The sequence below is a fragment of the Sphingomonas sp. 7/4-4 genome, assembly GCF_027941955.1.
GTDB lineage: Bacteria > Pseudomonadota > Alphaproteobacteria > Sphingomonadales > Sphingomonadaceae > Sphingomonas.
The window spans coordinates 2,192,593-2,216,975 of record NZ_CP115960.1; the positions used below are offsets into that span (position 1 = coordinate 2,192,593).

Below are 24,383 nucleotides of genomic sequence, written 5' to 3' on the forward strand. Positions count from 1 at the left end.
TCAGATGCCCAGCCCGAGCCGGTAGATACGATCGGCGTTGCGCCCCCAGAGCGCGCGGCGCTCGTCTTCGCTGAAATCCACGGTGATCGCGTCATACGCGTCCAGATGTTGCGCGAAGCTGCCGAAGAGCTTGTCGGTCGGGAAGTCGCTGGCGAACATCGCGCGATCGGTGCCGAACAGGTCGATCGCATCGAGGATGTACGGCCGCGCCTGCTCCAAGGTCCATGGGCGATGGGTGAAGCCCATTCCCGAGAGCTTGGTGGCGACGTTGGGCAAGGCGGCGAGCGCGGCCATGCCGGTGCGCCATTGCTCCCACTCGCCGGGAACGGCCATGCCGCTATGGTTGATGACGACCTGTATTTCGGGGTGCCGGGCGATGAGCCTCGCCAGCCCCGGGAATTGGCCGGGATAGGCCTGGAGATCGAAGCTCAGGCCATATTTGCCGAGCAACGCGAAGCCGCGGGCCCAAGCTTCGTCCTGCGTCACGTCGCGGGGCGAATACGTGCGGCGCGGATCCGGGTGCCAGTTGACGATATGGCGGATGCCGCGAACGGCATGGTGCGCGGCGTGCGCCTCGAGCAACGCCTCAACGCCCGGATCGTCGAGCGCGGCGAAGGCGATGATCGCATTGGGCATGCCGCGCGCGTCGGCGAGGCCCTGCAGCCATTCGGTCTCGGCGAGCGCGGCCGAAGCGTCTGCCCCCGCGTCGACATGGACGATGCCGCGGACATCCCAGCCCTCGGCGTCCGCAAGATAATCGTCGAGCAGATAGGTGCGCGCGATCGGCTCGACGCTGCCGTTCGGGCCATCATCGGCGAACGGCGGCGTCAGCCAGGGATAAGCGATGCGGTCGAGATCCCAGAGATGCACATGGGCATCGATAAAGGGCAGATCGCGCGCCATTTCCTCTCTCCTGGTCCTCTCTTTTTCGTCACCCCGGCGAAGGCCGGGGTCCAGAGTTTCTTTGCCGTCCCGCTCCTGGCTCTGGATCCCGGCTTTCGCCGGGATGACGGAGATTGGCTTAGTACGTCGTGCGCCCGCCCGACGTGTCGAAGGTCGAAGCCGTGGTGAAGCTGCATTCCTCGCTCGCCATGAACAGGATCATCGCGGCGCTCTCTTCGGCCTCGCCGAGGCGGCCCATCGGGATCTTCGAGCGCATGTAATCGACCTGGCTCGCGGGGAGCTGGTCGAGGATCGGGCTCTCGAACGTGGCCGGAGTCAGTGCATTGGCGATGATGCCCTTGCCCGCCAATTCCTTGCCGAGCGACTTGGTGAGGCCGATCACGCCCGCCTTGGAAGCCGAATAGGCCGAGGCGTTGGGATTGCCTTCCTTGCCCGCCACCGAGGCGACGTTGACGATGCGGCCATAGCCGTTCGCCAGCATGTGTGGGACGACCGCGCGGCAGCAATAGAACAGCCCGTGCAGGTTGATCGCGACGACGCGCTCCCAACTGTCGAGCGGATATTCGTGGACGGGCGCGGTCGCGCCGGTGATGCCCGCCGAGCAGACGAGGACGTCGACCCGGCCGAGCGCCGCGGCGGTCTCGCCGGCGGCAGCGGCGACGGCGGCGGCATCGGAGACATCGAGCGTAGCGGTGTGCGTCGCGCCGACCTTGGCCGCCGCCTCGGCGATTGCGTCAGCGTTGACATCCCACAGCGCGACCTTGCCGCCCTCGGCGACGAAGCGCCGCGCGACGGCGCGGCCGAGCCCGGAGGCGCCGCCGGTGATGATCGCGGTGCGGCCCGCGAAGCGATCGGGGTACAGCGTCATTCGGCCACCCACGCCACGAATTCCTGGCGCTGCTCGCCGAGCTTCTCGATGCCGAGAGTGACGACGTCGCCCGCCTTCAGATACCAAGGCTCGGGCTTCTGGCCGAGGCCGACGCCGGGCGGCGTGCCGGTGGTGATGACATCGCCGGGCTCGAGGATCATGAACTGCGACAGATAGGCTATGATCTGCGCGACGGTGAAGATCATCGTCTTCGTCGACCCATCCTGCTTGCGCTCGCCGTTCACGTCGAGCCACATCGACAGATTCTGCGGATCACCAACCTCGTCGGCGGTGACCAGCCACGGGCCGATCGGGCCAAAGGTCGGGAAACCCTTGCCCTTGTCCCAGGTCGCGCCGCGCTCGGTCTGCCAATGACGCTCGGAAATGTCGTCGATCACGCAATAGCCTGCGACATAGGAAAGCGCATCGGCTTCCTCGACATAGGAAGCGCGCTTGCCGATCACGACGCCGAGTTCGACTTCCCAATCGGTCTTCTTCGAATCCTTCGGGATCGTCACCGGATCGTTCGGGCCCTGGATGCAAGTCACCCACTTCTGGAACACCACCGGTTCTTCCGGAATTGGCAGGTTCGATTCGGCCGCGTGATCGGCATAGTTCAGCCCGATCGCGACGAATTGCCGCGTGCCGGTGACGCAGGCGCCGTAGCGCGGATTGCCCTCGGCCTTCGGCAGCGACGCCGGATCGATCGCGGCGAGCTTCGCCAGCCCGGCAGGCGAGATTTCGGCCGGGCCGAGATCGGCGATGACGCCGGACAAGTCGCGGATCGCGCCATCGGCATCGATCAGGCCGGGGCGTTCGCTTCCGGCGGGTCCAAATCGGCAGAGTTTCATGAGGTCAGGTCTCTCGCTCTCAGTGCGTGTAGGGGCGGTGCATCGGCAGATCGCGATTGAGCTCGACCCCGAAGCCGGGCTTGTCGAGCGCGCTCACGTGCAGGCGCCCGTTCACGGGCACCGGTTCGCCGATCAATTGCGGGTGGAACATCGGAACGACTTCGGTCGGCCCGGGATGCATCATCAGGAACTCGGCGAACGGGCTGTTATGCCGGGTGATGACGAAGTGGTAGCTGTACACCGACGAGCCGTGCGGAATCATCAGCACGCCCTTGCTGTCGGCATAATTGGCGATCTTGATCAGCTCGGTGACGCCGCCGCACCAGCCCACGTCGGGCTGGATGATGTCGCAGCATTCCATGTCCATCAGCATGCGGAAACCCCAGCGAGTCGCCTCATGCTCGCCGGTGGTGACCAGCAGGCCCTTGGGGGCGTTCTTCTTGAGTGCGGCATAGGCCCAGTAATCGTCAGGGCTCAGCGCTTCCTCGATCCATTTGAGCCCGCACTCGTCATACGCCCGGTGCGCAAGGCGCGTGGCATAGTCGAGATCGAGGCTCATCCAGCAATCGAGCATCAGCCAGAAATCGTCGCCGACGCGAGAGCGCATCTCGGCGAGCTCGGCGATGTTCTTGTGCAGGCCTTCGAGACCCTCCGCCGGGCCATGGTGCAGCGGCAGCTTGCCGCCGATGAAGCCGAGCTCCTTGGCCACATCGGGCCGCGCGCCGGTCGCGTAGAATTGCAGCTCGTCGCGCACCGCGCCGCCGAGCATCTGGTAGACCGGCTCGCCGCGCAGCTTGCCGAGCAGGTCCCAGAGCGCGAGGTCGACTCTCGAGATGGCGTTCACGACAAGGCCCTTGCGGCCGTAATATTGCGTCGAGAAGTACATCTGGTCCCAGATCTTCTCATATTCGGTCGGGCTGCGGCCTTCGAGGAAGCGCGCGAGATGCTTCTCGACGATGAACGCGGCAGGCTCGCCGCCGGTGGTCACCGCGAAGCCGATCGTGCCGTCCTCGGCCTCGATCTCGACGATCAAGGTGCCGAGCACGTTGATGCCGAAGCTCTGGCGCGACTGGCGATATTCGGGATAGCGCGCCATCGGGGTGGCGATGTGATTGTCGATCCAGTGCCCTTCGCCCTGATCGTGATAATCGGCGCCGCCGCCGCGGACGGTGTACGCACGTACCTGCTTGATCTTCGAAAGCCCGGCTGCAGCCACGTCTTCTGATCCCCTTTGCGGTGCCCATACCACATCTGGACACGGCGACTGATAATGTGAAAAATTGCGAGCGTGACATACCATCATATGATACGCCGCACCGCGTTGCCTGACTGAACGGGTCTGGCGGGTGCCGAAATGCTCCGCCGCTTCGCACCCCTCCTGATGCTTTACTTTCTCACTTTATGGGATAGGATGTTACGAGATGAGACGCGACACGTCAAACGCTGAATCGGAAACGACGAGCAAGAAAGCGGGCCCCAAGGTACAGGGCAGCCAGACGCTGATCCGTGGGCTCGACATGCTCGACAAGGTGATCGACGGCCCGATCAAGCTCGCCGAGCTGTCCGCGCGGATGTCGCTCACACGTTCGACCACGCATCGCCTCGCCAATGCGCTGATCGACCGCGGCTTCCTCACCTATCTCCCGCGCGACGGCTATCAGCTCGGCCCCAAGCTGATCCAGTTGGGCTTCCTCGCGCAGAGCCAGGCCGACATCGTCCAGATCGCCCGCCCGCGCATGGAAGAGCTCGCCGCCGCGTCCGAGGATACGGTGCATCTCGGCCGGATGGACGGCGACCTCGCGCTCTATCTGGACAAGATTCCGGGGCGCCGCCGCGTCGAGATATCGAGCCGGATCGGCGATCGCCAGCCGCTCACCTCGACCGGGCTCGGCAAGGCGTTGCTCGTCGACGGCAGCGAAGCCGAATGGACCCGGCTGTTCGAGGCCGACCAGTCGCATGGCGCGCCGCGTGCCGATCGCGAACAGTGGTTCGAACGGATGCGCGGTTATGCCGAGGCGGGCCACGCCTACGACCTCGAGGAGAATGAGGATCAGATCCGCTGCGTCGCCGCCCCGGTGCGCGACGTTTCCGGAAAGATCGTCGCGGCGATCAGCGTGTCGAGCGCGGCGCAGTACATGGACGACGAGCGGATGGCGGCGCTGAGCTCGAAGTGCGCGACACCGCGCAGCGGATCAGCACCGATCTGGGCTGGAGCCCCGATGTGCGCCCGCCGCGCCGCGCACGCAGATAGTCTTACCCAGGAGAGACCAGGTGAAGTTGTTGGAAGGCAAGACCGTGCTCGTCACGGGCGCATCGACGGGCATCGGCCGCGCGGCGGCGGTCGGCGCCGCCAGGGCCGGTGCCGATGTCGTGATCAACTATCACAGCCGCGACGCCGATGCCGCGGCCTGCGTCGCCGAGATCGAGGCGGCGGGCCAGCGCGGTCTCGCGATCAAGGGCGACGTTGCCGCACCCGAGACCGCGACCGAGTTCGTGGCGAAAGCGGTCGAGGCGTTCGGCAAGGTCGACGTGATGGTGTCGAACGCCGGCATCTGCCCCTTCCACTCCTTCCTCGACATGCCGGTCGAGACTGTCCAGCGCACGGTGCAGGTCAATCTGCTCGGCGGCTATTTCATGTGCCAGGCCGCAGCCAACCAGATGGTGAAGCAGGGCCATGGCGGCGCGCTGATCGCGGTCTCGTCGATCTCGGCGCTGGTCGGCGGCGAATACCAGACGCATTACACACCCACCAAGGCGGGGCTCCATTCGCTGATGCAATCGACGGCGATTGCGCTCGGCAAGCACAATATACGCTGCAATTCGGTGCTGCCGGGCACGATCCTCACCGAGATCAACAAGGACGACCTCGCCGACGAGGAGAAGCGCAAGTACATGGAAGGCCGCATCCCGCTCGGCCGATTGGGCCGGGCCGAGGATCTCGCCGGCCCGATCGTGTTCCTCGCTTCCGATATGGCGGCCTATGTCACCGGCGCGGCTTTGCTGGTCGACGGCGGCGCGTTCGTGAACCTGCAGTGAGAGCGCTCCTCGCCGCTGGCGCGGCCCTCCTCGCCACCGCCCTGCCCGCGCACGCGCAGCAGCGCATCCTGATCGCCAGCGATTCGACCGCGGCAAACTACGGCGCGGACAAATATCCGCAGACCGGCTGGGGCATGATGCTCAAATGCGGACTCCAGCCCGATGTGGAGGTAGTCAACCGCGCGGTTGGCGGACGCAGCACCCGCACGTTCATTTCCGAAGGCAAGTGGGACGCGCTGCTTGCCGAAGCGAAGCCCGGCGACGTGGTGCTGATCCAGTTCGGCCACAACGACGCGAGCGTTTCGCGCCCCGAACGCTATGCGCCGGCGGCGACGCTCTATCGCGACAACCTCCTCCGCATGATCTGGGAATCGCGCGGCCGCGGCCTGATCCCCGTGCTGGTCACGCCCCCGCCCGCCGCTCGTTCGACGGCGCCCGCGCCAAGGCCGATTTCGCCGCCTACTCGCAGGTCGAGCGCGAGCTGGTGGTCACCACCAATACGCCATTGATCGACCTCGAGGCGCGCTCGCTCGACCTGGTCAGCAGCGCCGGCGAGGCGGGGTCGACGAAATACTATCTCCATTATACCCCGGCGGACAAAGTCGCCGCCTTCCCGAACGGCATCGCCGACGACACCCATTTCAGCGAGCTCGGCGCACGCGCGATGGCCAATCTGGTTGCGCAGGAGTTGAAGGGACTGAAGGTCCCGGTGGCGGAAAAGGTGCTCGCCGAACGCCCCGACCTCACCCGCACCAGGCCATTGGGCAGCGCCGCCTGCCATTGAAATGACACCGCTGGACAAAAGCTGCACCGTCGCGCAGGTTGCTGCGCGACGGTGTCAGCGCCGCGCGTGGCGACGACATGTGTCTGGACTGTGACCAAAACCCCACATTGGGCGGACAAAGGGCGAAAGGGGTATTGGCGGGACGTGTTCATTGCGTCATATATTGGGAAATAAGAACAACAAATGAGACCGACCGCGCGTAAGCGCGGCGGTCGAGCAGGAACAGAGGAGGGGATCAGCATGAGGCTTGTTTCGCATTCGCGCATTCGCGGAGCCGGAGTTTCCGGCGCTGCGCTGGCCGTGGCACTGGCGTGGGCACCGGTAGCAATGGCGCAGGACGCGCCAGCCGCCGCTCCCGCCGCGCAGCAGACCCCGGAGACGACCGACGAAGGCGAAATCGTCGTCCAGGGCTTCCGCGCCTCGCTGAACAGCGCGCTCAACCAGAAGCGCGAAGAGACCGCCGCGGTCGACTCGATCGTCGCCGAGGACATCGGCAAGTTCCCCGATTCGAACCTCGCCGAATCGATGCAGCGCATCCCCGGCGTCGCGCTCTCACGCGGAGACGGCGGCGAAGGCCGCAACATCGCGGTGCGTGGCCTCGGCTCGCAGTTCACCCGTGTCCGCATCAACGGCATGGAAGGAAGCGCGCAGACCGGCTCGTCGGACATCTACGGCGCCGGCAACTCGGGCCGCAGCTTCGACTTCAACGTCTTCCCGACCGAGATCTTCTCGGCGCTGTCGGTGCGCAAGACCACATCAGCGGACGTCGAAGAAGGCTCGCTCGGCGCAACCGTCGACCTCAAGGCGCCCAAGCCGCTCGACTTCAAGAAGGACTTCACGCTCTCGGCAACCGCGCGCGGCGTCTACAACACGATCAGCAAGAAGGTCGATCCGCGCGCCTCTCTGCTCGTCTCGAAGCAATTCGCCGACGGCACCTTCGGCGTGCTCGCCTCGATCGCCTATCAGAAGCGCCACATCCGCGAAGTCGGCTATTCGGCGGTCGACGTGCTGTCCGCCAACACCAACGGCCTCGATCCGGACGGCGCCGGCGGCTCCCAGCCGGTCCTGCCTTACTGCACGCCGGTCGGCGGCTTCGTGCAGAACGGCGTCACCTATGTCAGCCCGACGCCCGGCTATCTCCAGGGCGGCTTCAACATCGGCGCCTCTGCTGCGAACTGCAGCACCGGCAATCCGCGCACCAGCACACAGGCCGCCTATGCCGCGGTCTTCAATCTGCGCCGGGCCGATTTGCCCAACGTCCCCGGCAGCGGCGCTTTCCTACCACGCCTGCCGCGCTACGTGAATTCGGAGCAGGATACGAAGCGCATCGGCGGCACGCTGACCCTGCAATTCTCGCCGGATGAAGACACCGACATCAGCATCGACGGTCTCTACTCGCGCTACGAAGTCGAGCGTCGCGACAATTATATCGCGGGCATCTCGTTCGGCCGCAGCATCACCAATCTCGGCCAGCCGGTGGTTTCGGTGCGCGAGGCCCAGTTCGATGACAAGGGCTCGCTCGTCTACGGTGTGTTCGACGGCGTCGACGTCCGTTCCGAAGGTCTGGTCGATCACTGGATCTCGACCTTCACACAGGGCGACATCAACTTCCGCCACCGCTTCACCGACAGCTTCGAGATGACCGCTTTCTTCGGCATCAACCAGTCGGTCTGGTGGGGGCCCAAGCGCTTCCAGACGTTCATGGATGCGATCGACACCGACAATTTCACCATCGATTTCCGCGATGGCGGAGCGACGCCGATCCTCGGCTTCGGCTTCGACGTCGCCAATCCCGCCAATTACGGCTACGCGCCTTCGACCGGCGGCGGCACCACGGTGCTCGGCGGGTTCAGCTTCCAGGGCAAGCCGTCCAAGAACCAGACCGACAATATCACGGCCGAGGTCAATACCGATTTCGATATCGATCAGGGGCTCAAGCTCAAGATCGGCGCCCAGTATCGGCGCAGCGACTATAATGCGTACAATTCCAGCCCCTACACCGCCGACACGATCGTCCGTAATTTGCCGGCCGGCACCAGCCTCGCCAGCATCACCCGCCAGATCAGCGGCCTAGACGACCTGTTCGGCCGCGGTGCGCCGGCGAGCTGGGCGGCGGTCGATCCCGACAAATGGGACGAGACCTTCGACTTCGATGCGGTGCGCTTCTGCCGCACCGAATGCGGCGCGGGCGCCTCGCGGATCCGCGAGGATATCAAGACCGTCTATGCCATGACCACGTTCAACACCGAGGACCAGCTCCCGGTGAAGATCCGCGGCGACATCGGCGTGCGCTATGTCCGCACCGACATGCTGGCGGCGGGCTATATCTCGGTCTCCGCGCCCGCCGGCTCGACGCCGACCAACCTGCGCGGCCAATACGCGCAGGTACTGCGCGGCTACGACGATTGGCTGCCCTCGGGCAACGTCGCGATCGAGCCTGTCGACAACCTGATCCTCCGCTTGTCGGCAGCGAAAGTGCTGTCGCGTCCGGAGCTCGGCAACCTTGCGCCGACCAGCGGCATCACCGCCACGACGCGCACGGGCAACATCAATAACCCGTATCTCGAGCCGATCCGCGCCGACACGTTCGACGCCGCGCTCGAATGGTATTTCAAGCCGGGCTCGCTGCTGTCGGTCGCCTATTTCAAGAAGGACATCAAGACCTACATCCAGCGCGTCACCAGCCAGATCCCATTCAACCAGCTCGGTCTGCCCGACGCGCTGCTCACCGGCACCAACACGACTCCGACCGAGATCTTCACGGTCGGCCAGCTCGTCAACACGCGCGGCGGACCACTGGAGGGCATCGAAGTCAACGCACAGATCCAGCTCGACTTCCTGCCCGGCTTCCTCGGCAATTTCGGCGTGCTGGCAAACTACACGCACGTCACCTCGACCATCCAATATGTGCTGGCGAGCGTGAACGGCGTGCCGACGGTGACCACCACCGCGGACCTGGTCGGGCTTTCGAAGAACACGGCCAGCGGCACGCTCTTCTACGAAGACAGCAAGTTCAGCATCCGCGGGACCGCCAGCTATCGCGATCGCTACATCCGCGGCATCCCGGCTTCGCCGGGCAGCAATCTGCAGGGGAATTCGCCGAACATGTTCGTCGACGCCTCGGCCTCCTATGCGCTCACCGACAACATCAAGGTGATCCTTGAGGCACAGAATCTCACCGACGAGCGCAACAACCTCTATATCGACAGCCAACGCAAGGACACGCTGTTCCAGACCCGGATCGGACGGACGTTCAACTTCGGTGTGAACTTCCAGTTCTGAGGCTTGCCTCTACTGCGGGCCGTCATGCGCGGCGGTCCGCATCTTTGGGATCATCCTGCAAAGGAGCGGGCCGCGATCGGGGGATCGCGGCCCGCTTTGCGTGTGGACATAATCCCGGAATGTAAATCATCGTGCCATTAGTTGGGAATCGATTGACTCCACCCGCCACCCGGAGCAGCTTCGCCGCAAAACAAATCGGGGAGAGGTTTCATGCTGACGGCACTCATCATTGCGTCCGCGGTTCCGGCACAGGCGGCGCCGATCGTCGCGGGGCGGCAGGTCGAGCGGCTCGATCGGGCGCTGGTCGCCGTGCCCGCGGGGGCGGCGGCAATCACGTCTCGTGGCGGCTGCTCGCAACCGACGCCAAGGGTGCACGCTTCACGCTGTATCGCGACGGCAAGGTGATCGCGCGAGTGAGCGGCCAGCAGGCGACGAGCTATCTCGACAGGAGCGGCACCCCCACCTCGCATTATGCACTCGCGGCGCGGGACGCGGGCGCAACCGTCTGGGCGAACGGCTATCTGCCGATCCCGCTCGACAAGCCGACAGACGGTCGCACCCCCGACGGCGAGACCTATAGCTACACCGCCAACGACGCCTCGGTCGGCGATCTCGACGGCGACGGCCGCTACGAGCTGATCGTCAAATGGTATCCCTCGATCGCCAAGGACAATGCCTTTTCGGGCTATACCGGCGCGACGCTGATCGACGCCTATACGCTCGAGGGCAAGAAGCTGTGGCGGATCAACCTCGGCCCCAACATCCGCTCGGGCGCGCATTATACCCAGTTCATGGTCTATGACCTCGACGGCGACGGCAGGGCCGAGATCGCGATGAAGACCGCCGACGGCACCGTGGACGGTACCAACCGGACGATCGGCGACCCCCACGCCAGCTGGACCAGCCGCGAGGGCGAAGTCGATATCGACGACCGCACCGGCGCCAAGGTTCTGCCCGACGGCAAGAAGGTTTCCGAGCTCAAGGGCCGCATCCTCAAGGGCCCCGAATACCTCACCGTGTTCGATGGGCTCACCGGCCGTGCGCTCGCCTCCGCGCCTTACACCCCGGCGCGCGATCCGAGCGGCGACAACCCGACCTACGACCAGATGAAAGCGACCTGGGGCGACGGATACGGCAACCGCTCCGAACGCTACCTTGCCGGGGTCGCCTATCTCGACGGGCACCGGCCGAGCCTCGTCTTCGGGCGCGGTTATTATGCCCGGTCGACCGCCGCCGCCTGGGATTACCGGAACGGCAAGCTGAGCATGCGCTGGCTGTTCGACAGCGCGACGCCCGGCAACGAGAAGTTCGGCGGACAGGGCAACCACCAGCTCTCGGTCGCCGATGTCGACGGCGACGGCCGCGACGAGGTCTTCTACGGCTCGATGGTGATCGACGACAATGGCAAGGGACTCTGGTCGTCGGGGCTCGGCCATGGCGACGCGATGCACTTGTCCGATCTCGACCCCAGCCACCCCGGACTCGAGAAGTTCGGCGTCCACGAGACCATGCGGATGAGCGGGAATCGCGGCGCGGCGATGCTCGACGCACGCACCGGCGCGATCCTGTGGTCGACTCCCGCCGACAAGGACACCGGCCGCGGCATCGCGATCGACATCGACCCGCGCCACCCCGGCGCCGAGGCATGGGCGAGCAATTCGCGCGATCTCTACGACGTGAAGGGCAATGTCATTCCCGGCGGGCATCCGCGCGCGGCGAACTTCGGCATCTGGTGGGACGGCGACCGCCTGCGCGAGCTGCTCGACGGCAAGAGGATCACCAAATGGGACTGGAACACATCGAGCGAGCAATTGCTGCTCGACCCACCGGGTGTGGTATCGAACAACGGGACGAAGGCGAACCCCTCGCTCTCCGCCGACATCTTGGGCGACTGGCGCGAGGAGCTGGTGGTGCCGAGTGCGGACAGCACCGAGCTGCGCATCTACGAAACGCCGGTCCCGACCAGCGAACGCATCGTGACGCTGATGCACGATCCGGTCTATCGCCTCGGCGTGGCATGGCAGAACACCGCGTACAACCAGCCCCCGCACACGTCGTACTTTCTGGGGGCGAAGTGACCATTCCCCGCGCCGCCGGGATGACGATTGAAAGAAGAAGGTAATGCTGCTGATCGCGCTCCAGATGGCGATGACCCAGGCCCCGCTCCGCTTCGATCTCGAGCCGCCCAGGCGCACAACCGGCCGCATCGCAGTGGCGGCGGACAAGCCGTACGAGGCTGGCGGCTTCGGCTACGAGCCGCAGCGCCGCGGCAAGGAGTTCCTGTTCTCCGCCGCAGTGCCCGAGGGCAATTACCGCGTGACCGTGCGTCTCGGCGGGCGGGTGACGGTGAAGGCCGAATCGCGCCGGCTGATGCTGCGCGACATCATTACGAAGCCCGGCCAGTACGTCACTGCCAGCTTCATCGTGAACGTCCGCAACGCACAGCTCGCCCCACCCCCGGCGAATGCGCCCGGCGGAACGCAGGTCAAGCTCAAGAGCCGCGAGGCGGGCAGCTACACCTGGGACGACAAGCTCACCCTCGAATTCCTCGGCGATCCGCACGTCGCCTCGATCGACATCGAGCCGGCCACGGTGCCGACGGTGTTCCTCGCCGGCGATTCGACGGTGACCGATCAGCGTTCGGAGCCTGCGGCGAGTTGGGGGCAGATGCTGCCGGCACTGTTCGGCCCCGATGTCGCGATCGCCAATCATGCGGAGTCGGGCGAGACGCTGAAATCGTTCGTCACCGAATTGCGCTTCGACAAATTGCTGTCGCTGATCAAGCCGGGTGACTGGCTGCTGATCCAGTTCGGGCATAACGACCAGAAGGCCAATTGGCCGCAGACCTATGCCGATCCGGAGATCACCTACCCCGCCTGGCTGCGCACCTATATCGCCGAGGCGCGGCGGCGCGGCGCGCATCCGGTGCTGGTCACCTCGCCCGAGCGGCGGAACTATGAGGGGGAAGGTACGCCGCACGCTCGCCGAATATGGCGCGGCGGTGCGCAAGGTGGCGCGCGAGGACAAGGTGCCGCTGCTCGATCTGCAGGAACGCACCGTCACGCTCTACGAAGCGCTGGGCGAGGCGAAGGCCGCACCCTGTTCAACGACGGCGGCAAGGACCGGACGCACCACAATAATCCCGGCGCCTGGTTCCTCGCCCGCGCGGTCGCCGCCGAGATCGCCGCGCAGGTGCCCGAGCTGGCAACGCACCTGAAGCCCGCAGCGCGCAGCTTCGACGCGGCGAACCCCGATCTCACCGAAGGCGCGATTGCCCCGAGCCTCGCCGAGAGCGACGTGAGGCCGGCGGGGAGCTGATGGCGCCCGTTTCCGTCACCCCGGCGAAAGCCGGGGCCCAGAGCCCCACACGACGTCGCCCGCGACTCTGGGTCCCGGCTTTCGCCGGGATGACGAAATAGTGCGCACCGGCGCCACATTCGACGTCCGCGATCACGGCGCGAAGGGCGACGGGGCCGCGCTCGATTCCCCGCGATCAACGCCGCGATCCTGGCCGCGGAGGCGGCAGGCGGCGGGATGGTGATCCTGCCGACGGGCAGATATCTCAGTTTCTCGATCCGCCTGAAGAGCCGCGTCACTCTCGTGATCGAGGACGGCGCCACGCTGATCGCCGCCGAAAAGGGCCCGCTCGGCGCCTATGACCTGCCCGAGGAACGCGGCCCCCAGCTCTATCAGGATTTCGGCCACAGCCATTGGCACAACAGCCTGATCTGGGCCGAACATGCCCAGGACATCGCGATCATCGGCAAGGGACGGATCGACGGAGTCGGCCTCACTCGCAACGGCCCCGGCACGCCGTGGAGCCGCCAAGCCGGCGAACGCCCGCTCTCGATGGCCGCGATGCCCGCCGCCGATATCGGCAAGCTCGAACGCAATCGCGGCGCGATGCAGGGCATGGGCAACAAGGCGATCGCGCTGGCGCATTGCAAGCGCGTCAAGCTCGACGGCTTCAGCATCTTCAAGGGCGGGCATTTCGCGCTGCTGGCGAGCGAGATCGACGGTCTCGACATCACGAACCTCGACATCGACACCAACCGCGACGGCCTCGACCTGGACTGCGTCCGCAATGCTCGCGTCGAGCGCTGCCGGGTCAACACGCCCAATGACGATGCGATCGTGCTCAAGACCAGTCTCGGGCTCGGCAGGCGTTCGTCGTGCGAGGACATCGCGATCCGCGACTGCCAGGTCAGCGGCTTCGATCTCGGCACGATGCTCGACGGCACCCGCCAGCGTACGCAGGAACTGTCCCCGGACCGGGACCGGGTGACCGGGCGGATCAAGATCGGCACCGAAAGCAACGGCGATTTCCGCCGCATCCGCATTGCGAACTGTCGCTTCGAGCGTAGCCGGGGGTTGGCGCTGGAAACTGTCGACGGGGGACGATCGAGGACGTACTCGCCGAGAATATCGAGATGGACGACGTCACCACCGCGCCTTTGTTCCTCCGCCTCGGCGCCCGGCTGCGCGGGCCCAAGGGCACGACAACCGGCGCGATGCGCAACATCGAGGTACGCGGGCTGAAGGCGACGGGCATCGATCCGCGCTTCGCAGCGATCCTTGCCGGGCTGCCCGACCGTCCGATCGAATGCGTACAGCTGCGCGATATCGACCTCGCCTTCCGTGGCGGCACTTCCGAGCCGGTGCCGGCGGGCCCGCTTGAGCTCGCCGATGCCTATCCCGAGCCGAGCATGTTCGGCCCCACGCCCGCCTGGGGTTTCTGGGCGCGCCACGTCACCGGGCTCGAGGTCAAGCATCTGCGGCTGTCGCGCGACGGCGGTGATCCGCGCCCGCCGGTGCTGCTCGACGACGCGCAGGTCGCCCGCGTCGAGGATGCGCAATATTGGCCCGACGAGGTTTGACGCCGCGCCCGCAGTCGACTATCCAAATGCTGCGTTACAATCCCACATAATGGGCTTCAGGAGAGGGCATGACGACCACCCACGCATTCAAGATGCAGCTGAAGCCCGGCGTCGTCGACGAATATCAGGCGCGCCACGACGCGATCTGGCCTGAGCTGGCCGAACTGCTCCACCATAGCGGCATCCGCGACTATTCGATCTTCCTCGACGAGGAGACGCTGTCGTTGCTCGCGGTCCTCAAGCTCACCGACGACAATAGCCGCGATGCACTTCCGGAGCATCCGGTGATGCGGAAATGGTGGGACTACATGGCGCCACTGATGGAAGTCGAACCCGGCAACAAGCCGAAGGAATGGCCGCTCAAGCCGGTGTTCCACCTGCCATGATCCGCGCCCGCACCCACAGCTCCGTTCGTGCTGAGCCTGTCGAAGCACGCCTCTCCACACGGCCGGTCGCTTGTGGTGAGCCGCCCTTCGACAAGCTCAGGGCGAACGGAGGGTGGGTTGGCGCTGCCCTACTCGCCGCCGCCGCCTTGATCGCCACGCCGGCCGCCGCGCAGGAAGCAAAGCCGACCGCGAACTTCAACGCGCCGGTCAAGACCTTCGGCCGCGTCTCGTACGATGCACGCTCGCTGATGATCGACGGCAAGCGCACGATCATCTGGTCGAGCGAGATGCACGCCTTCCGCCTGCCTTCGCCCGATCTGTGGCGCGACGTGCTGCAGAAGATGAAGGCGAGCGGGTTCAACACCGTCGCTTTCTATTTCGACTGGGGCTTCCACAGCCCCAAAAGGGCGTCTACGATTTCAGCGGCATTCGCGACTTGGATCGGCTCCTCACCATGGCCGAGGAAGAAGGCCTGTGGGTCATCACCCGCGCCGGCCCCTATGTGAATGCCGAGCTCACCCGCGGCGGCTTCCCCGGCTGGCTGGTCAACCAGCGCGGCCGCGCGCGCACCGACGATCCCGAATATCTCGCCGCATCGGACGAGTGGCTGACCCGGGTCAACGCGATCATCGCGCGCCACCAGGTCAACGGCGACGGCAAGGGCCACAAGGGCAACGTCATCCTCCACCAGATCGAGAACGAGCTGGCGCTGACCACCCCGGCGCAGCGCCGCTACATGGACCATCTCTACGCCAAGGCGCGCGCCGACGGCATCACGGTTCCGCTGTTCCACAACGACCAGGGCCGCAACGGCTATTGGGTGCCCGAGGACAGCAAGGTCGAGAAGACCGTTCCCGGTCCCAACGACCTGTACGCATTCGACGGCTATCCCGGCGGCACCTGCACGGTGAACGGCAAGCCGACCCGCGGATCGGCGGCGCCCGACTGGGGCTATTACGGACCGGGCGGCGCAAAGGGCGGTGCCTCGGCCTCGCCCAACACGCCCGGCTTCCTCGCCGAGTTCGGCGGCGGCTGGTTCGATTATTGGGGCTCGAACGGTGGCTATGAATGCAATGCGATCCAGCGCGGCAAGCGCTTCCAGCGGGTGTTCTACGGCACCAATCTCGCCAACGGGATCGGCATCCAGAGCTTCTACATGGGATTCGGGGGACGAGCTGGGGCTGGCTTCCCGCCCCGGTGGTGTTCACCAGCTATGATTATGGCGCGGCGTTATCCGAGGCGCGCGAAATTCGTCCCAAGGCCGAGGAACTCAAACAGCTCGGCGGACTGATCGCCGCGGTGCCGGACCTTGCGGGGATGACCCCGCGGGGCCGGTGCAGATCTCGTCGGACAAAATTCAGGTCTATCACAACAAGAGCCCCGAGACCGACGCGCGCTTCCTGCTGGTTACGCACAAGCCCTCGAACGGCCAGACCAACGACCGCTTCACCTTCACTGCCGACCTGCCCGATGGCCGCTACACGCTGCCGATGCAGCTCGACGGGTTCGACGCGAAATGGCTGGTCGCGGGGGTGAATTTGGGCGGCCAGCGGCTGGTCTATTCGACATCCGAGCTGCAGGCGCTGGTCAAGCAGGACGCGCGTGACGTCGCGCTGATCTACGGCCGCACAGGCGAAGCGGGTGAGACCGTGCTGCGCTATGCCAGCGCGCCCAAGGTCACCGTGCTCGAAGGCGGCGCGACCTCGGCGTTCGACGCGACCAAGGGCGATCTCAAGCTCAATTACGCGCATCGCGGGCTCACCCGCTTGCGGATCAGCGGTGGCGGGCGACCGGACCTGCTGCTGCTGATCGGCGACGAGGCCGAGGGTGCGAAGTTCTGGCATGTCGACGGCTCGCTTGTCCGCGGCCCTGCGCTGGTCCGCACTGCCAAGGTGAAGGGTGGCAATCTCGCCCTCACCGGCGATACCCGCGAAACTACGCCGCTCGAGGTCTGGGCACCCGCCGGCGTTCGCAGCGTGACGTGGAACGGGGCGAAAGTCGCTACCACCCGCACCTCCTCGGGCACTGTTGCGGCGACCGCGCCGCTGCCTGCGCCGATAGACTTCCCTCTGCCGGCGCTCACCGACTGGCGAGTCGCCCCGGGCTCGCCCGAGGCCGAGCCCGGCTTCGACGACCGCGACTGGGCGAAGATCGACAACCGCGCTTATGCCAGCATCACCGCGCGCGCCGACGGCCAGCCCAACATGCTGATGGACGCCTATGGCTTCCACGAAGGTGATGCCTGGTATCGCGGCCGCTTCACCGGCGGCCCGGATGCCGAGCGGCTCAAGCTCCACTACGGCGCCGGCGGCGCGGGGCTGGTGCAGGTGTTCCTCGACGGCAAGCTGATCGGCCAGGACGAAATCCCCGCCGGCCTCCCCGCCCGATCACCACCGGCGCGCCGAGCTTCACGCTCCCCGACGCCGCGCGTACGCCCGGCGAGCATGTCCTGTCCGTGATGGTGCGCAACAACGGCCATAATTGGGACCTCGACGCCGACGATTTCCACAAGGAAGCCCGCGGCCTCGTCTCCGTCTCGATCGAGCCGGTCGCCGGCCCGAGCTTCGCGGTGCCGATCGCTTGGAAGATCAACGGGCGCGGCGAGGACTTGCCCGATCCGGTGCGCGGCGTCGCCAATAATGGTGGCCTCGATGGCGAGCGGCGCGGCTGGTACCTTCCCGGCTTCGACGATCGCGGCTGGAAGCCCGCCGCCGCCCAAGCCACGCCAGGCACAAGCTGGTACCGCACCAGCTTCGACCTCGCCGTGCCCAAGGGGCAGGACGCGACGATCGGGCTCGCTTTCGGCGACACTTCGAAGCCGCGCTCGCCGGTGGCCTATCGCGTCCTCATCTTCGTCAATGGCTGGAACATGGGCCAGTTCATCGCGCATGTCGGCCCGCAGCGCGTCTTCCCGATCCCCGAGGGAATCCTCAACCATCGCGGCCGCAACAATATCGCGCTGGCAGTGACATCGGACGGGGCGCCGGGCAACGCGCTGGAGGAAGTGAAACTCGTCGCGCTGCGCAACGTCAAGGGCGGCCTGCCGGTGCGCATGGTTCCCGCTCCCGCAACGCCGGCCGAGCTGAAATGAGGCTAACCCGTCGCCAGACGATCGGCGCGGGCGGCGCAGCGCTTGCGCTCGCCGCGGTGTCAGCACGCGCCGCAAAGGGTACGCGGCCCTGGCCGTTCCTCATCGGTGCCGATATCTCGTGGGTGCCCGAGGATGAGTTCGCGGGCGCGACTTATTATCTCGACGGAGTGCGGAAGGACCCGCTCGCGATCTTTCGCGAGGCCGGGTTCAACGCGCTCAAGCTCCGGCTCTTCGTCGATCCCGCCAGGGGCTATTCGAAGGGCAAGCCCGGCGGGCCGTGGTGCGGGCTCGATCAGATCATCGACTTCTCGAAGCGGATCAAGGCGGCAGGCTTCCACCTCTCGATCACCCTCCATTATTCGGACACCTGGGCCGATCCGCAGCATCAGGAGAAACCGGCGGCATGGGCGGATCTGCCCTTCGCCAAGCTGGTCGAGACGGTCCATCGCTACACCGCCGATACCTTCGCCGCGCTCAAGGCCGCCGGCGCAGCGCCGGACCTCGCGATCCTCGGCAACGAGACCACCTTCGGCATGCTCTGGCCCGAAGGCCGCGTGCCGCTGACCATCCCGACCGGCAATCCGCAGACCGACAATGTCCATATGAACGTGACCGGCGCCGGCGGCTATGACCGGTTCGCGGCGCTCCTGAAGGCGGCAATTTCGGCCACCCGCGAGACTCTTCCCGGCGTGCCGCTCGCACTCCACAACCATCTCGGCCGTCACTGGGCAATCGTCCGCCACTGGACCGACAGCCTGATCGAACGCGGCGTGGATTTCGATGCGCTCGGCTTCTCCTGCTACCAGCAGGCCGCCGAGGGCGACTGGCAACGCACCTTCGCCGAGTTCGGCAAGCGCTATCCCGACAAGGGTTTCTTCGCGATCGAATATTCTTCGCGCAAACGCTATTTGAACGACCTCGTCCACGCGCACGCCAATGGCTGGGGCAGCTATATCTGGGAGCCGACCCGGCACCAGGAAGCGATCTTCCTCAAGGACGGCGTCAGCGCCGGCGAAGGCCCCCGGCCCAATTTGCTCTCGCAGGGGATCAACGGCGCCGAGGCACCCGGCGCAGCCCTGCCCCGCCGACGCCGCGCAAGCCGCGCGATCACGGCGGACGCTATGACGCCGATCCGAACTTCATTCGCCTCTACCAACAGATGGCGAAGGACTATGGGGTCACGAAGTGACTCGCACCTCTGTCGAATTCAGGAGACACTAATTGGCCGCCCTCACCCATGACGTTCCGCGCAGCGAGATCACGTCGAAGATCGACCTGCTCATGGACAATCTCGTCAATATCAAGGACGAGACCGGCGAGTTCCTGCTCCATCTCGAGGACGGCCGGATCATCGACACCAAGGGCTGGGCCGGCTGGGAATGGACCCACGGCGTCGGCCTGTTCGGCATGTGGCGCTATTACGAGCAGACCGGCGACGACAAGGCGCTGCACATCATCAAGCAATGGTTCGAGGACCGCTTCGCCGAGGGCACGCCGACCAAGAACATCAACACCGTCGCGCCGTTCATCACGCTGGCGTACCTCTACGAGCAGGAGCCCGACCCGCGCTACATCCCGTATCTCGATACGTGGTGCGAATGGCTGATGGCCAAGGACGGCCTGCCAAAGACCGAGGAAGGCGGCTTCCAGCACATCGTCTATAACGACGAGAATCCCGGCGAAATGTGGGACGACACGCTGATGATGTCGGTGCTGCCGCTCGCCAAGATCGGCCTGCTGCTGAACCGGCCGCATTATGTCGAGGAGGCCAAGCGCCAGTTCCTCGTCCACATCAAATATCTGTTCGATCGCAAGACCGGTTTGTGGTTCCACGGCTGGGACTTCAACGGCCGGCACAATTTCGCCGAGGCTTTGTGGGCGCGCGGGAATTGCTGGGTGACGATCGCGATCCCCGAGATCATCGAGATCCTCGATTTGCCCGAGGGCGACGCCTTCCGCACCTTCCTGATCGACACGCTCGCCGCGCAGGTGAAGACCCTCGCCGAGACGCAGGACGAGAGCGGGCTGTGGCACACGCTGGTGATGGACCCGACCAGCTATCTCGAAGCCTCGGCCACCGCGGGCTTCGCTTACGGCATCCTCAAGGGCGTGCGGAAGGGCTATCTGCCGCGGCACTATGAGCAGGTGGGGATCAAGGCCGTGAAGGGCGTCCTCGCCAATATCGATGCGACCGGCGAGCTCCAGCAGGTCAGCTTCGGCACGGCGATGGGCGACACGCTGCAATTCTACAAGGACATCCGCCTGACTTCGATGCCCTACGGCCAGAGCCTCGCGATCTGTGCGCTGGGCGAGTTCCTGCGGACCTATATCTGATGTTGCGGGCGGCGTGGTTCCTCGGGCTCGCCGCCCTGTTGTTGCCGTTTGGCTCCCAAGCAACCTACCGTCACCCCGGCGAAGGCCGGGGCCCAGAGCCACAAGCGGCGTCGCCCGTAACCCTGGGCCCCGGCCTTCGCCGGGGTGACGATTCTGGTGGGCTCGCCGACTGGATCGATACGAACCCGAATGCGCGCGGCGTCTCGCTCGCCGGAGCCAGCGTGATCGTCGAACAAGGCGACCACGAGGTCGTCAAGATCGCCGCCGACGACCTCCGCCGCGACCTCGCCACCGTAACCGGCAAAACCGCAGGCGGTGACCAGATCTGGGCCGGCACGATCGGCAAGAACCCCGCGATCGACCGCCTCGTCGTCTCCGGCAAGCTCGACGCCAAGCGGCTCAACGGCGCGTGGGAAAGCTTCGTCATCGCCACCATCGAGCGCCCCGCCCCCGGCGTGCCCCGCGCGCTGGTGATCGTCGGAAGCGACCGGCGCGGCACCGCCTTCGGAATCTACGAGCTCAGCCGTGCGATCGGCGTCTCGCCCTGGCATTGGTGGGCCGATGTCACGCCGCTCAAGCTGCCGGCGCTGCACGTCCGCCCCGGCACGCACCGCTTCGGGCCGCCTTCGGTCAGATATCGCGGCATCTTCATCAACGACGAGGATTGGGGACTCACCCCTGGTCGGCGACGGTCTTCGAGCCGGGCACTCGCGGCATGGGTCCCAAAACCTACGCCAAAGTGTTCGAGCTGCTGCTTCGGCTGAAGGCCAACACCTTGTGGCCGGCGATGCACAAGATCTCGCCTGCCTTCAACGCGAACCCCGACAATGCGAAGCTGGCCGACCGCTATGCCATCGTGATGGGCTCGTCGCATGCCGAGCCGATGCTGCGCAACAATGTCGGCGAATGGACGGCCGATACGCACGACTATGATTACGGCAAGAATCCCGACGGCGTGCGCGCTTATTGGGAGGAACGCGCGCGCACCAACGGCAAGTACGAGAGCATCTGGACGCTCGGCATGCGCGGCATCCACGACAGCGGCATGCAGGGCGCATCCGACATGCCGACGCGGAAGCGCTTCCTCGAAAGCATCATCGCCGACCAGCGCGCAATGCTTGCCCGGCACGTCTCGCCACAGATCGAGCGCGTCCCGCAGGTCTTCACGCCGTACAAGGAAGTGCTCGACATCTATCGCGCCGGGCTCGCCGTCCCCGACGATGTCACCTTGATGTGGCCCGACGACAATTTCGGCTATATCCGCCGCTTCCCCACTCCCGCGGAGCGCAGGCGCAGCGGCGGCGCGGGCATCTATTACCATTTGTCCTATCTCGGCGCGCCGCTCTCTTATCTGTGGCTGTCGACCACGCCGCCGGCGCTGATCGCCGAGGAGATGGGCCGCGCCTATGATCTCGGTGCGCGCGGCATGTGGATCGCCAATGTCGGCGACATCAAGCCCGCCGAGCTGGCGACCGATTACTTCCTGTCGCTCGCCTGGGACGTACCGGGGACACGGGCGCTCGGTGTGGATGGGTTCGTCCGCCGCTGGGCCGCGCAGAATATCGACGCGACGCAGGCGGCCGGAATTGCATCGGTACTGGCCGAGCATCACCGACTCAGTTTCGAGCGGCGCCCCGAGCATCTCCAATGGTATTTGCCCGGGCAGAAGGCGCGCATGAGCCCGTGGTCGATCGGAGAGGCCGATACCCGGCTCGCCGCGTTCGATCGCAACCTCTTCCTCCTCCATACGATCGCTGGGCGGATCCCCGAAGCGCGCCGCGAGGCATTCTTTGAATTGCTCGGCTATCCCGTCGAGGCTGCTGCCAATGCCAATCGCCGCTTCTTCGCCGCGGAGGCGCATGATCGGCTGCGCGACCTCGATCTGCCTCGTGCGCTGAGCCGCGGCGCCGAGGCGCGCGCGGCGGACGCACGGATCGCCGAATTGACGGGCGCCTATGACAAGCTCGCCGACGGCAAGTGGCGCGGCTTCATCGCAGTCGAGCCCGCGGACGGCCAATGGAAGAGCTATCGCCTGACTCCCCGGTCCTGCCCGCGCCTGCCGCGACGCCCGCGGTGACGCCGGTCCTGGTCGAGCCCGTCACAGAGCCCGAGGTGCGGCTCGATCTGCGCAAGGTTGCGGGAAGCTGGCGCGTGGTTCCCGGGCTCGGCCGGGGCGGGCTGGTGCTGGGCGCGCGCGTCGATCGCGCAGTGACGGGCGCGGCGGCACTGACTCTTCCCGCCGGCAATTGGCGCGCAGTGATCGACTTGATCCCGACCTATGCCGACGGCGACGGCGAACCGCTCCGCCTGACGCTGCGGATCGACGGCAAGGCCTATCCGCTGTCGATCGCGCGCAACACCGGCGACGCCGCGTGGGTGCAAGCCGTACTCGACAACCGGATTTCGATCGAAGTGCCCGGCGGGATCGCGGGCGGCAATCACCGCATCGAACTGCTGGCCGAAAGCGGCGGCGTGCTGATCGAAGCGGTGCGCTTCGTCCCCGCCGACCGCTAAACTTCCATCGTCACCCCGGACCTGTTCCGGGGTCCACCAAGCATCACCGGAGAAGCCGGAGCATCTTGTCTATGACCTGCCTCCCGGTGGACCCCGGCACGAGGCCGGGGTGACGGTTCAGCCTACTTCGCTTTCGCCAACTCCACCGCGTAAACATGGTTCGCGCCTTCGAAATTGGCGCGGAAGACGACCCACTTTCCGTCCGGCGTGAAGGTCATGTTGGGCTCGAGCCGGTAGTCCTGCTTGCGCATGTCGACCAATTTTTCGGCGTCGAAGGTGCCCGGAGAGATCAGGCTCTCCGCACCGGGCGCGTGGATGCCGGCGACATCCGGGATATCCTTCGGGTGGAACAGGTACAGATATTTTCCGTCCGGGGCATGCGCGACCATTTCGCTATCGCCGCCGTCGCCCGAGAACAGCTTCAGGTCGGGCGACTGGTTGTAGTGCACCGACCAGTGGTTGCGCTCGACATTGTACCAGCGGCGCTTGCCCGTCGCGAGGTCGAAGCCGGCGAGCCAGAACACTTCGCCGCGCGGGGTCTGGAGGTCGTACCAGATCGTCTTGCCGTCAGGCGAGAAGAACTCGTGGCCGGCGATCTCCATGTTCATCGTGCGGTTGTGGACGAGGCGTTTGCCGGTGCCGTCGGCGCGGATCGTCCAGATCCGGTCGACCTTGTGCCACGGGCCCTCGTGGCAATACATGATCTGCTGCGGATCGGTCGGCGAGAACTGGATGTGGTTGAGCCAGTCGGTCGAGGCAGTGACCACTTTCCGCGCGCCGGTCTTCACGTCGATCGTGAAGATCTCCATCGGGACCTTCGCCTCGAGCCGCTCGTTGAGCCGCACTTCCTTGGCTTCGGCATAGGTCATCGGGCGGCCGTCGGGCCAATTGGCGGCATATTGCGCCTGCCCGAACCTGCTGTTGTCGGCCGGCTTGGCATTCGGCTGGAGCGGCCGCTCATTCTCCGCCCATTGGCCGAGCAGCAGGGTCTCGTCGGCGTTGATCGATCCGATGAAGCCGCGGTCCACATCGGCGATTTTCCGGACCTTGCCGCTATCGATATCGACTGCGAAAATCGTCGCAGGCCCTCCGTCCGGCCCACGCCGCTGATAATAAGCGGTACGCGTCTTGCGGCCGGTGAACAGCAGGGTCGCGCCCTGCACCTTGACCAGCGGGCTGACTTCCCACGTCTTGAGGTCGACCACCGAGATCCCGCCCGGCACCGAGATCACCATCTTGTCGCCCTGCGGCGTATAGCTGTTCTGGTGGAAATAGAGCGCGGCGCTGCCCGGCTCGCGGCTGATCCGCACCACCTTGTGCCCGGTGAGCGGATCGACCCACTCAGCGGCGGGATCCGCCGCCGCCGTTCCCGCCAGCGTCAGCGAAGCAACCGCAAAGCCCTGGCAAATCGCGCGTCCCAGCCGCATCCTCAACACTCCCGCCGACTTGATGTCGTT

At 65.9% G+C, this 24,383-nt stretch carries 22 protein-coding genes and 2 pseudogenes; 19 read left to right on the forward strand and 5 right to left on the reverse strand.

Translation table 11 applies throughout. From position 1 onward, the window contains the following. The 4 genes from PIB19_RS11065 to rhmD form a co-directional block, all read right to left on the reverse strand. Window positions 1-903 (reverse strand): amidohydrolase family protein, encoded by a 903-nt coding sequence (locus tag PIB19_RS11065; RefSeq protein ID WP_271240863.1) that lies wholly within the window; start codon window positions 901-903, stop codon window positions 1-3. Window positions 904-1,021: 118 nt separating this feature from the next. Beyond that, complete coding sequence (locus PIB19_RS11070) at window positions 1,022-1,771, reverse strand: SDR family NAD(P)-dependent oxidoreductase (protein WP_271240864.1); 750 nt, start codon at window positions 1,769-1,771, stop codon at window positions 1,022-1,024. Beyond that, on the reverse strand, window positions 1,768-2,622 hold the full coding sequence (locus PIB19_RS11075) for a fumarylacetoacetate hydrolase family protein (protein ID WP_271240865.1): 855 nt from the start codon (window positions 2,620-2,622) through the stop codon (window positions 1,768-1,770). Before PIB19_RS11075 ends, PIB19_RS11070 begins: the two co-directional genes overlap by 4 nt. Before the next feature lie 19 nt (window positions 2,623-2,641). Next, entirely contained in the window at window positions 2,642-3,838 is a 1,197-nt protein-coding gene (gene rhmD, locus PIB19_RS11080; protein ID WP_271240866.1) for an L-rhamnonate dehydratase, read from the reverse strand. Window positions 3,839-4,043: 205 nt separating this feature from the next. On the opposite strand from rhmD, the pseudogene PIB19_RS11085 reads away from it, so the two are divergent. The 19 genes and pseudogenes from PIB19_RS11085 (at window position 4,044) to PIB19_RS11170 (ending at window position 22,926) form a co-directional block, all read left to right on the forward strand. Further along, window positions 4,044-4,873 (forward strand): annotated as a pseudogene (locus PIB19_RS11085) (IclR family transcriptional regulator). A 20-nt stretch (window positions 4,874-4,893) separates the two neighbouring features. Next, entirely contained in the window at window positions 4,894-5,658 is a 765-nt protein-coding gene (locus PIB19_RS11090) for an SDR family NAD(P)-dependent oxidoreductase (protein WP_271240867.1), read from the forward strand. Further along, window positions 5,655-6,167 (forward strand): GDSL-type esterase/lipase family protein, encoded by a 513-nt coding sequence (locus PIB19_RS11095; RefSeq protein ID WP_271240868.1) that lies wholly within the window; start codon window positions 5,655-5,657, stop codon window positions 6,165-6,167. Before PIB19_RS11090 ends, PIB19_RS11095 begins: the two co-directional genes overlap by 4 nt. After that, window positions 6,143-6,442, forward strand: coding sequence for a hypothetical protein (locus PIB19_RS11100; RefSeq protein ID WP_271240869.1), 300 nt, complete (start codon window positions 6,143-6,145; stop codon window positions 6,440-6,442). Before PIB19_RS11095 ends, PIB19_RS11100 begins: the two co-directional genes overlap by 25 nt. Window positions 6,443-6,682: 240 nt before the next feature. After that, complete coding sequence (locus tag PIB19_RS11105; RefSeq protein ID WP_271240870.1) at window positions 6,683-9,724, forward strand: TonB-dependent receptor; 3,042 nt, start codon at window positions 6,683-6,685, stop codon at window positions 9,722-9,724. Window positions 9,725-9,934: 210 nt separating this feature from the next. Further along, entirely contained in the window at window positions 9,935-10,129 is a 195-nt protein-coding gene (locus PIB19_RS23035; RefSeq protein ID WP_336297355.1) for a hypothetical protein, read from the forward strand. After that, complete coding sequence (locus PIB19_RS11110) at window positions 10,108-11,802, forward strand: rhamnogalacturonan lyase (RefSeq protein WP_443018745.1); 1,695 nt, start codon at window positions 10,108-10,110, stop codon at window positions 11,800-11,802. The genes PIB19_RS23035 and PIB19_RS11110 overlap by 22 nt, the downstream gene beginning before the upstream one ends. A 43-nt stretch (window positions 11,803-11,845) precedes the next feature. Continuing rightward, window positions 11,846-13,042 carry a rhamnogalacturonan acetylesterase gene (locus PIB19_RS11115; RefSeq protein ID WP_271240871.1) on the forward strand — a complete coding sequence of 399 codons (1,197 nt, stop codon included), beginning with the start codon at window positions 11,846-11,848 and terminating at the stop codon, window positions 13,040-13,042. Between the two features lie 216 nt (window positions 13,043-13,258). Further along, entirely contained in the window at window positions 13,259-14,263 is a 1,005-nt protein-coding gene (locus PIB19_RS11120) for a glycoside hydrolase family 28 protein (RefSeq protein ID WP_271240872.1), read from the forward strand. Beyond that, window positions 14,236-14,601, forward strand: a complete 366-nt coding sequence (locus PIB19_RS11125) for a hypothetical protein (RefSeq protein WP_271240873.1) — start codon at window positions 14,236-14,238, stop codon at window positions 14,599-14,601. The genes PIB19_RS11120 and PIB19_RS11125 overlap by 28 nt, the downstream gene beginning before the upstream one ends. Window positions 14,602-14,669: 68 nt before the next feature. Then, window positions 14,670-14,987: an L-rhamnose mutarotase gene (locus tag PIB19_RS11130; RefSeq protein WP_271240874.1), complete on the forward strand. Its 318-nt coding sequence runs from the start codon at window positions 14,670-14,672 to the stop codon at window positions 14,985-14,987. A gap of 287 nt (window positions 14,988-15,274) precedes the next feature. Then, a pseudogene (locus tag PIB19_RS11135) lies at window positions 15,275-16,211 on the forward strand (beta-galactosidase); the annotation flags it as partial. 110 nt (window positions 16,212-16,321) lie between these two features. Continuing rightward, window positions 16,322-17,446, forward strand: coding sequence for a beta-galactosidase domain 3-containing protein (locus tag PIB19_RS11140; protein WP_271240875.1), 1,125 nt, complete (start codon window positions 16,322-16,324; stop codon window positions 17,444-17,446). Next, entirely contained in the window at window positions 17,446-18,078 is a 633-nt protein-coding gene (locus tag PIB19_RS11145) for a beta galactosidase jelly roll domain-containing protein (protein WP_271240876.1), read from the forward strand. Before PIB19_RS11140 ends, PIB19_RS11145 begins: the two co-directional genes overlap by 1 nt. Continuing rightward, window positions 18,075-19,319 carry a glycosyl hydrolase 53 family protein gene (locus PIB19_RS11150; RefSeq protein ID WP_271240877.1) on the forward strand — a complete coding sequence of 415 codons (1,245 nt, stop codon included), beginning with the start codon at window positions 18,075-18,077 and terminating at the stop codon, window positions 19,317-19,319. Before PIB19_RS11145 ends, PIB19_RS11150 begins: the two co-directional genes overlap by 4 nt. Next, a complete protein-coding gene (bglB, locus tag PIB19_RS11155) occupies window positions 19,300-20,412 on the forward strand; it encodes a beta-galactosidase BglB (RefSeq protein WP_271237415.1) in 1,113 nt (370 codons plus the stop codon). Before PIB19_RS11150 ends, bglB begins: the two co-directional genes overlap by 20 nt. 221 nt (window positions 20,413-20,633) lie before the next feature. Then, window positions 20,634-21,176: a hypothetical protein gene (locus PIB19_RS11160; protein ID WP_271237416.1), complete on the forward strand. Its 543-nt coding sequence runs from the start codon at window positions 20,634-20,636 to the stop codon at window positions 21,174-21,176. Further along, complete coding sequence (locus PIB19_RS11165) at window positions 21,128-22,489, forward strand: glycosyl hydrolase 115 family protein (RefSeq protein WP_271237417.1); 1,362 nt, start codon at window positions 21,128-21,130, stop codon at window positions 22,487-22,489. The genes PIB19_RS11160 and PIB19_RS11165 overlap by 49 nt, the downstream gene beginning before the upstream one ends. Next, window positions 22,486-22,926 carry a hypothetical protein gene (locus tag PIB19_RS11170; RefSeq protein ID WP_271237418.1) on the forward strand — a complete coding sequence of 147 codons (441 nt, stop codon included), beginning with the start codon at window positions 22,486-22,488 and terminating at the stop codon, window positions 22,924-22,926. The genes PIB19_RS11165 and PIB19_RS11170 overlap by 4 nt, the downstream gene beginning before the upstream one ends. A gap of 122 nt (window positions 22,927-23,048) precedes the next feature. Here the strand turns inward: PIB19_RS11170 and PIB19_RS11175 are convergent, their stop codons facing one another. Next, window positions 23,049-24,353, reverse strand: a complete 1,305-nt coding sequence (locus PIB19_RS11175; protein WP_271237419.1) for an oligogalacturonate lyase family protein — start codon at window positions 24,351-24,353, stop codon at window positions 23,049-23,051. Window positions 24,354-24,383 lie beyond the last annotated feature (30 nt).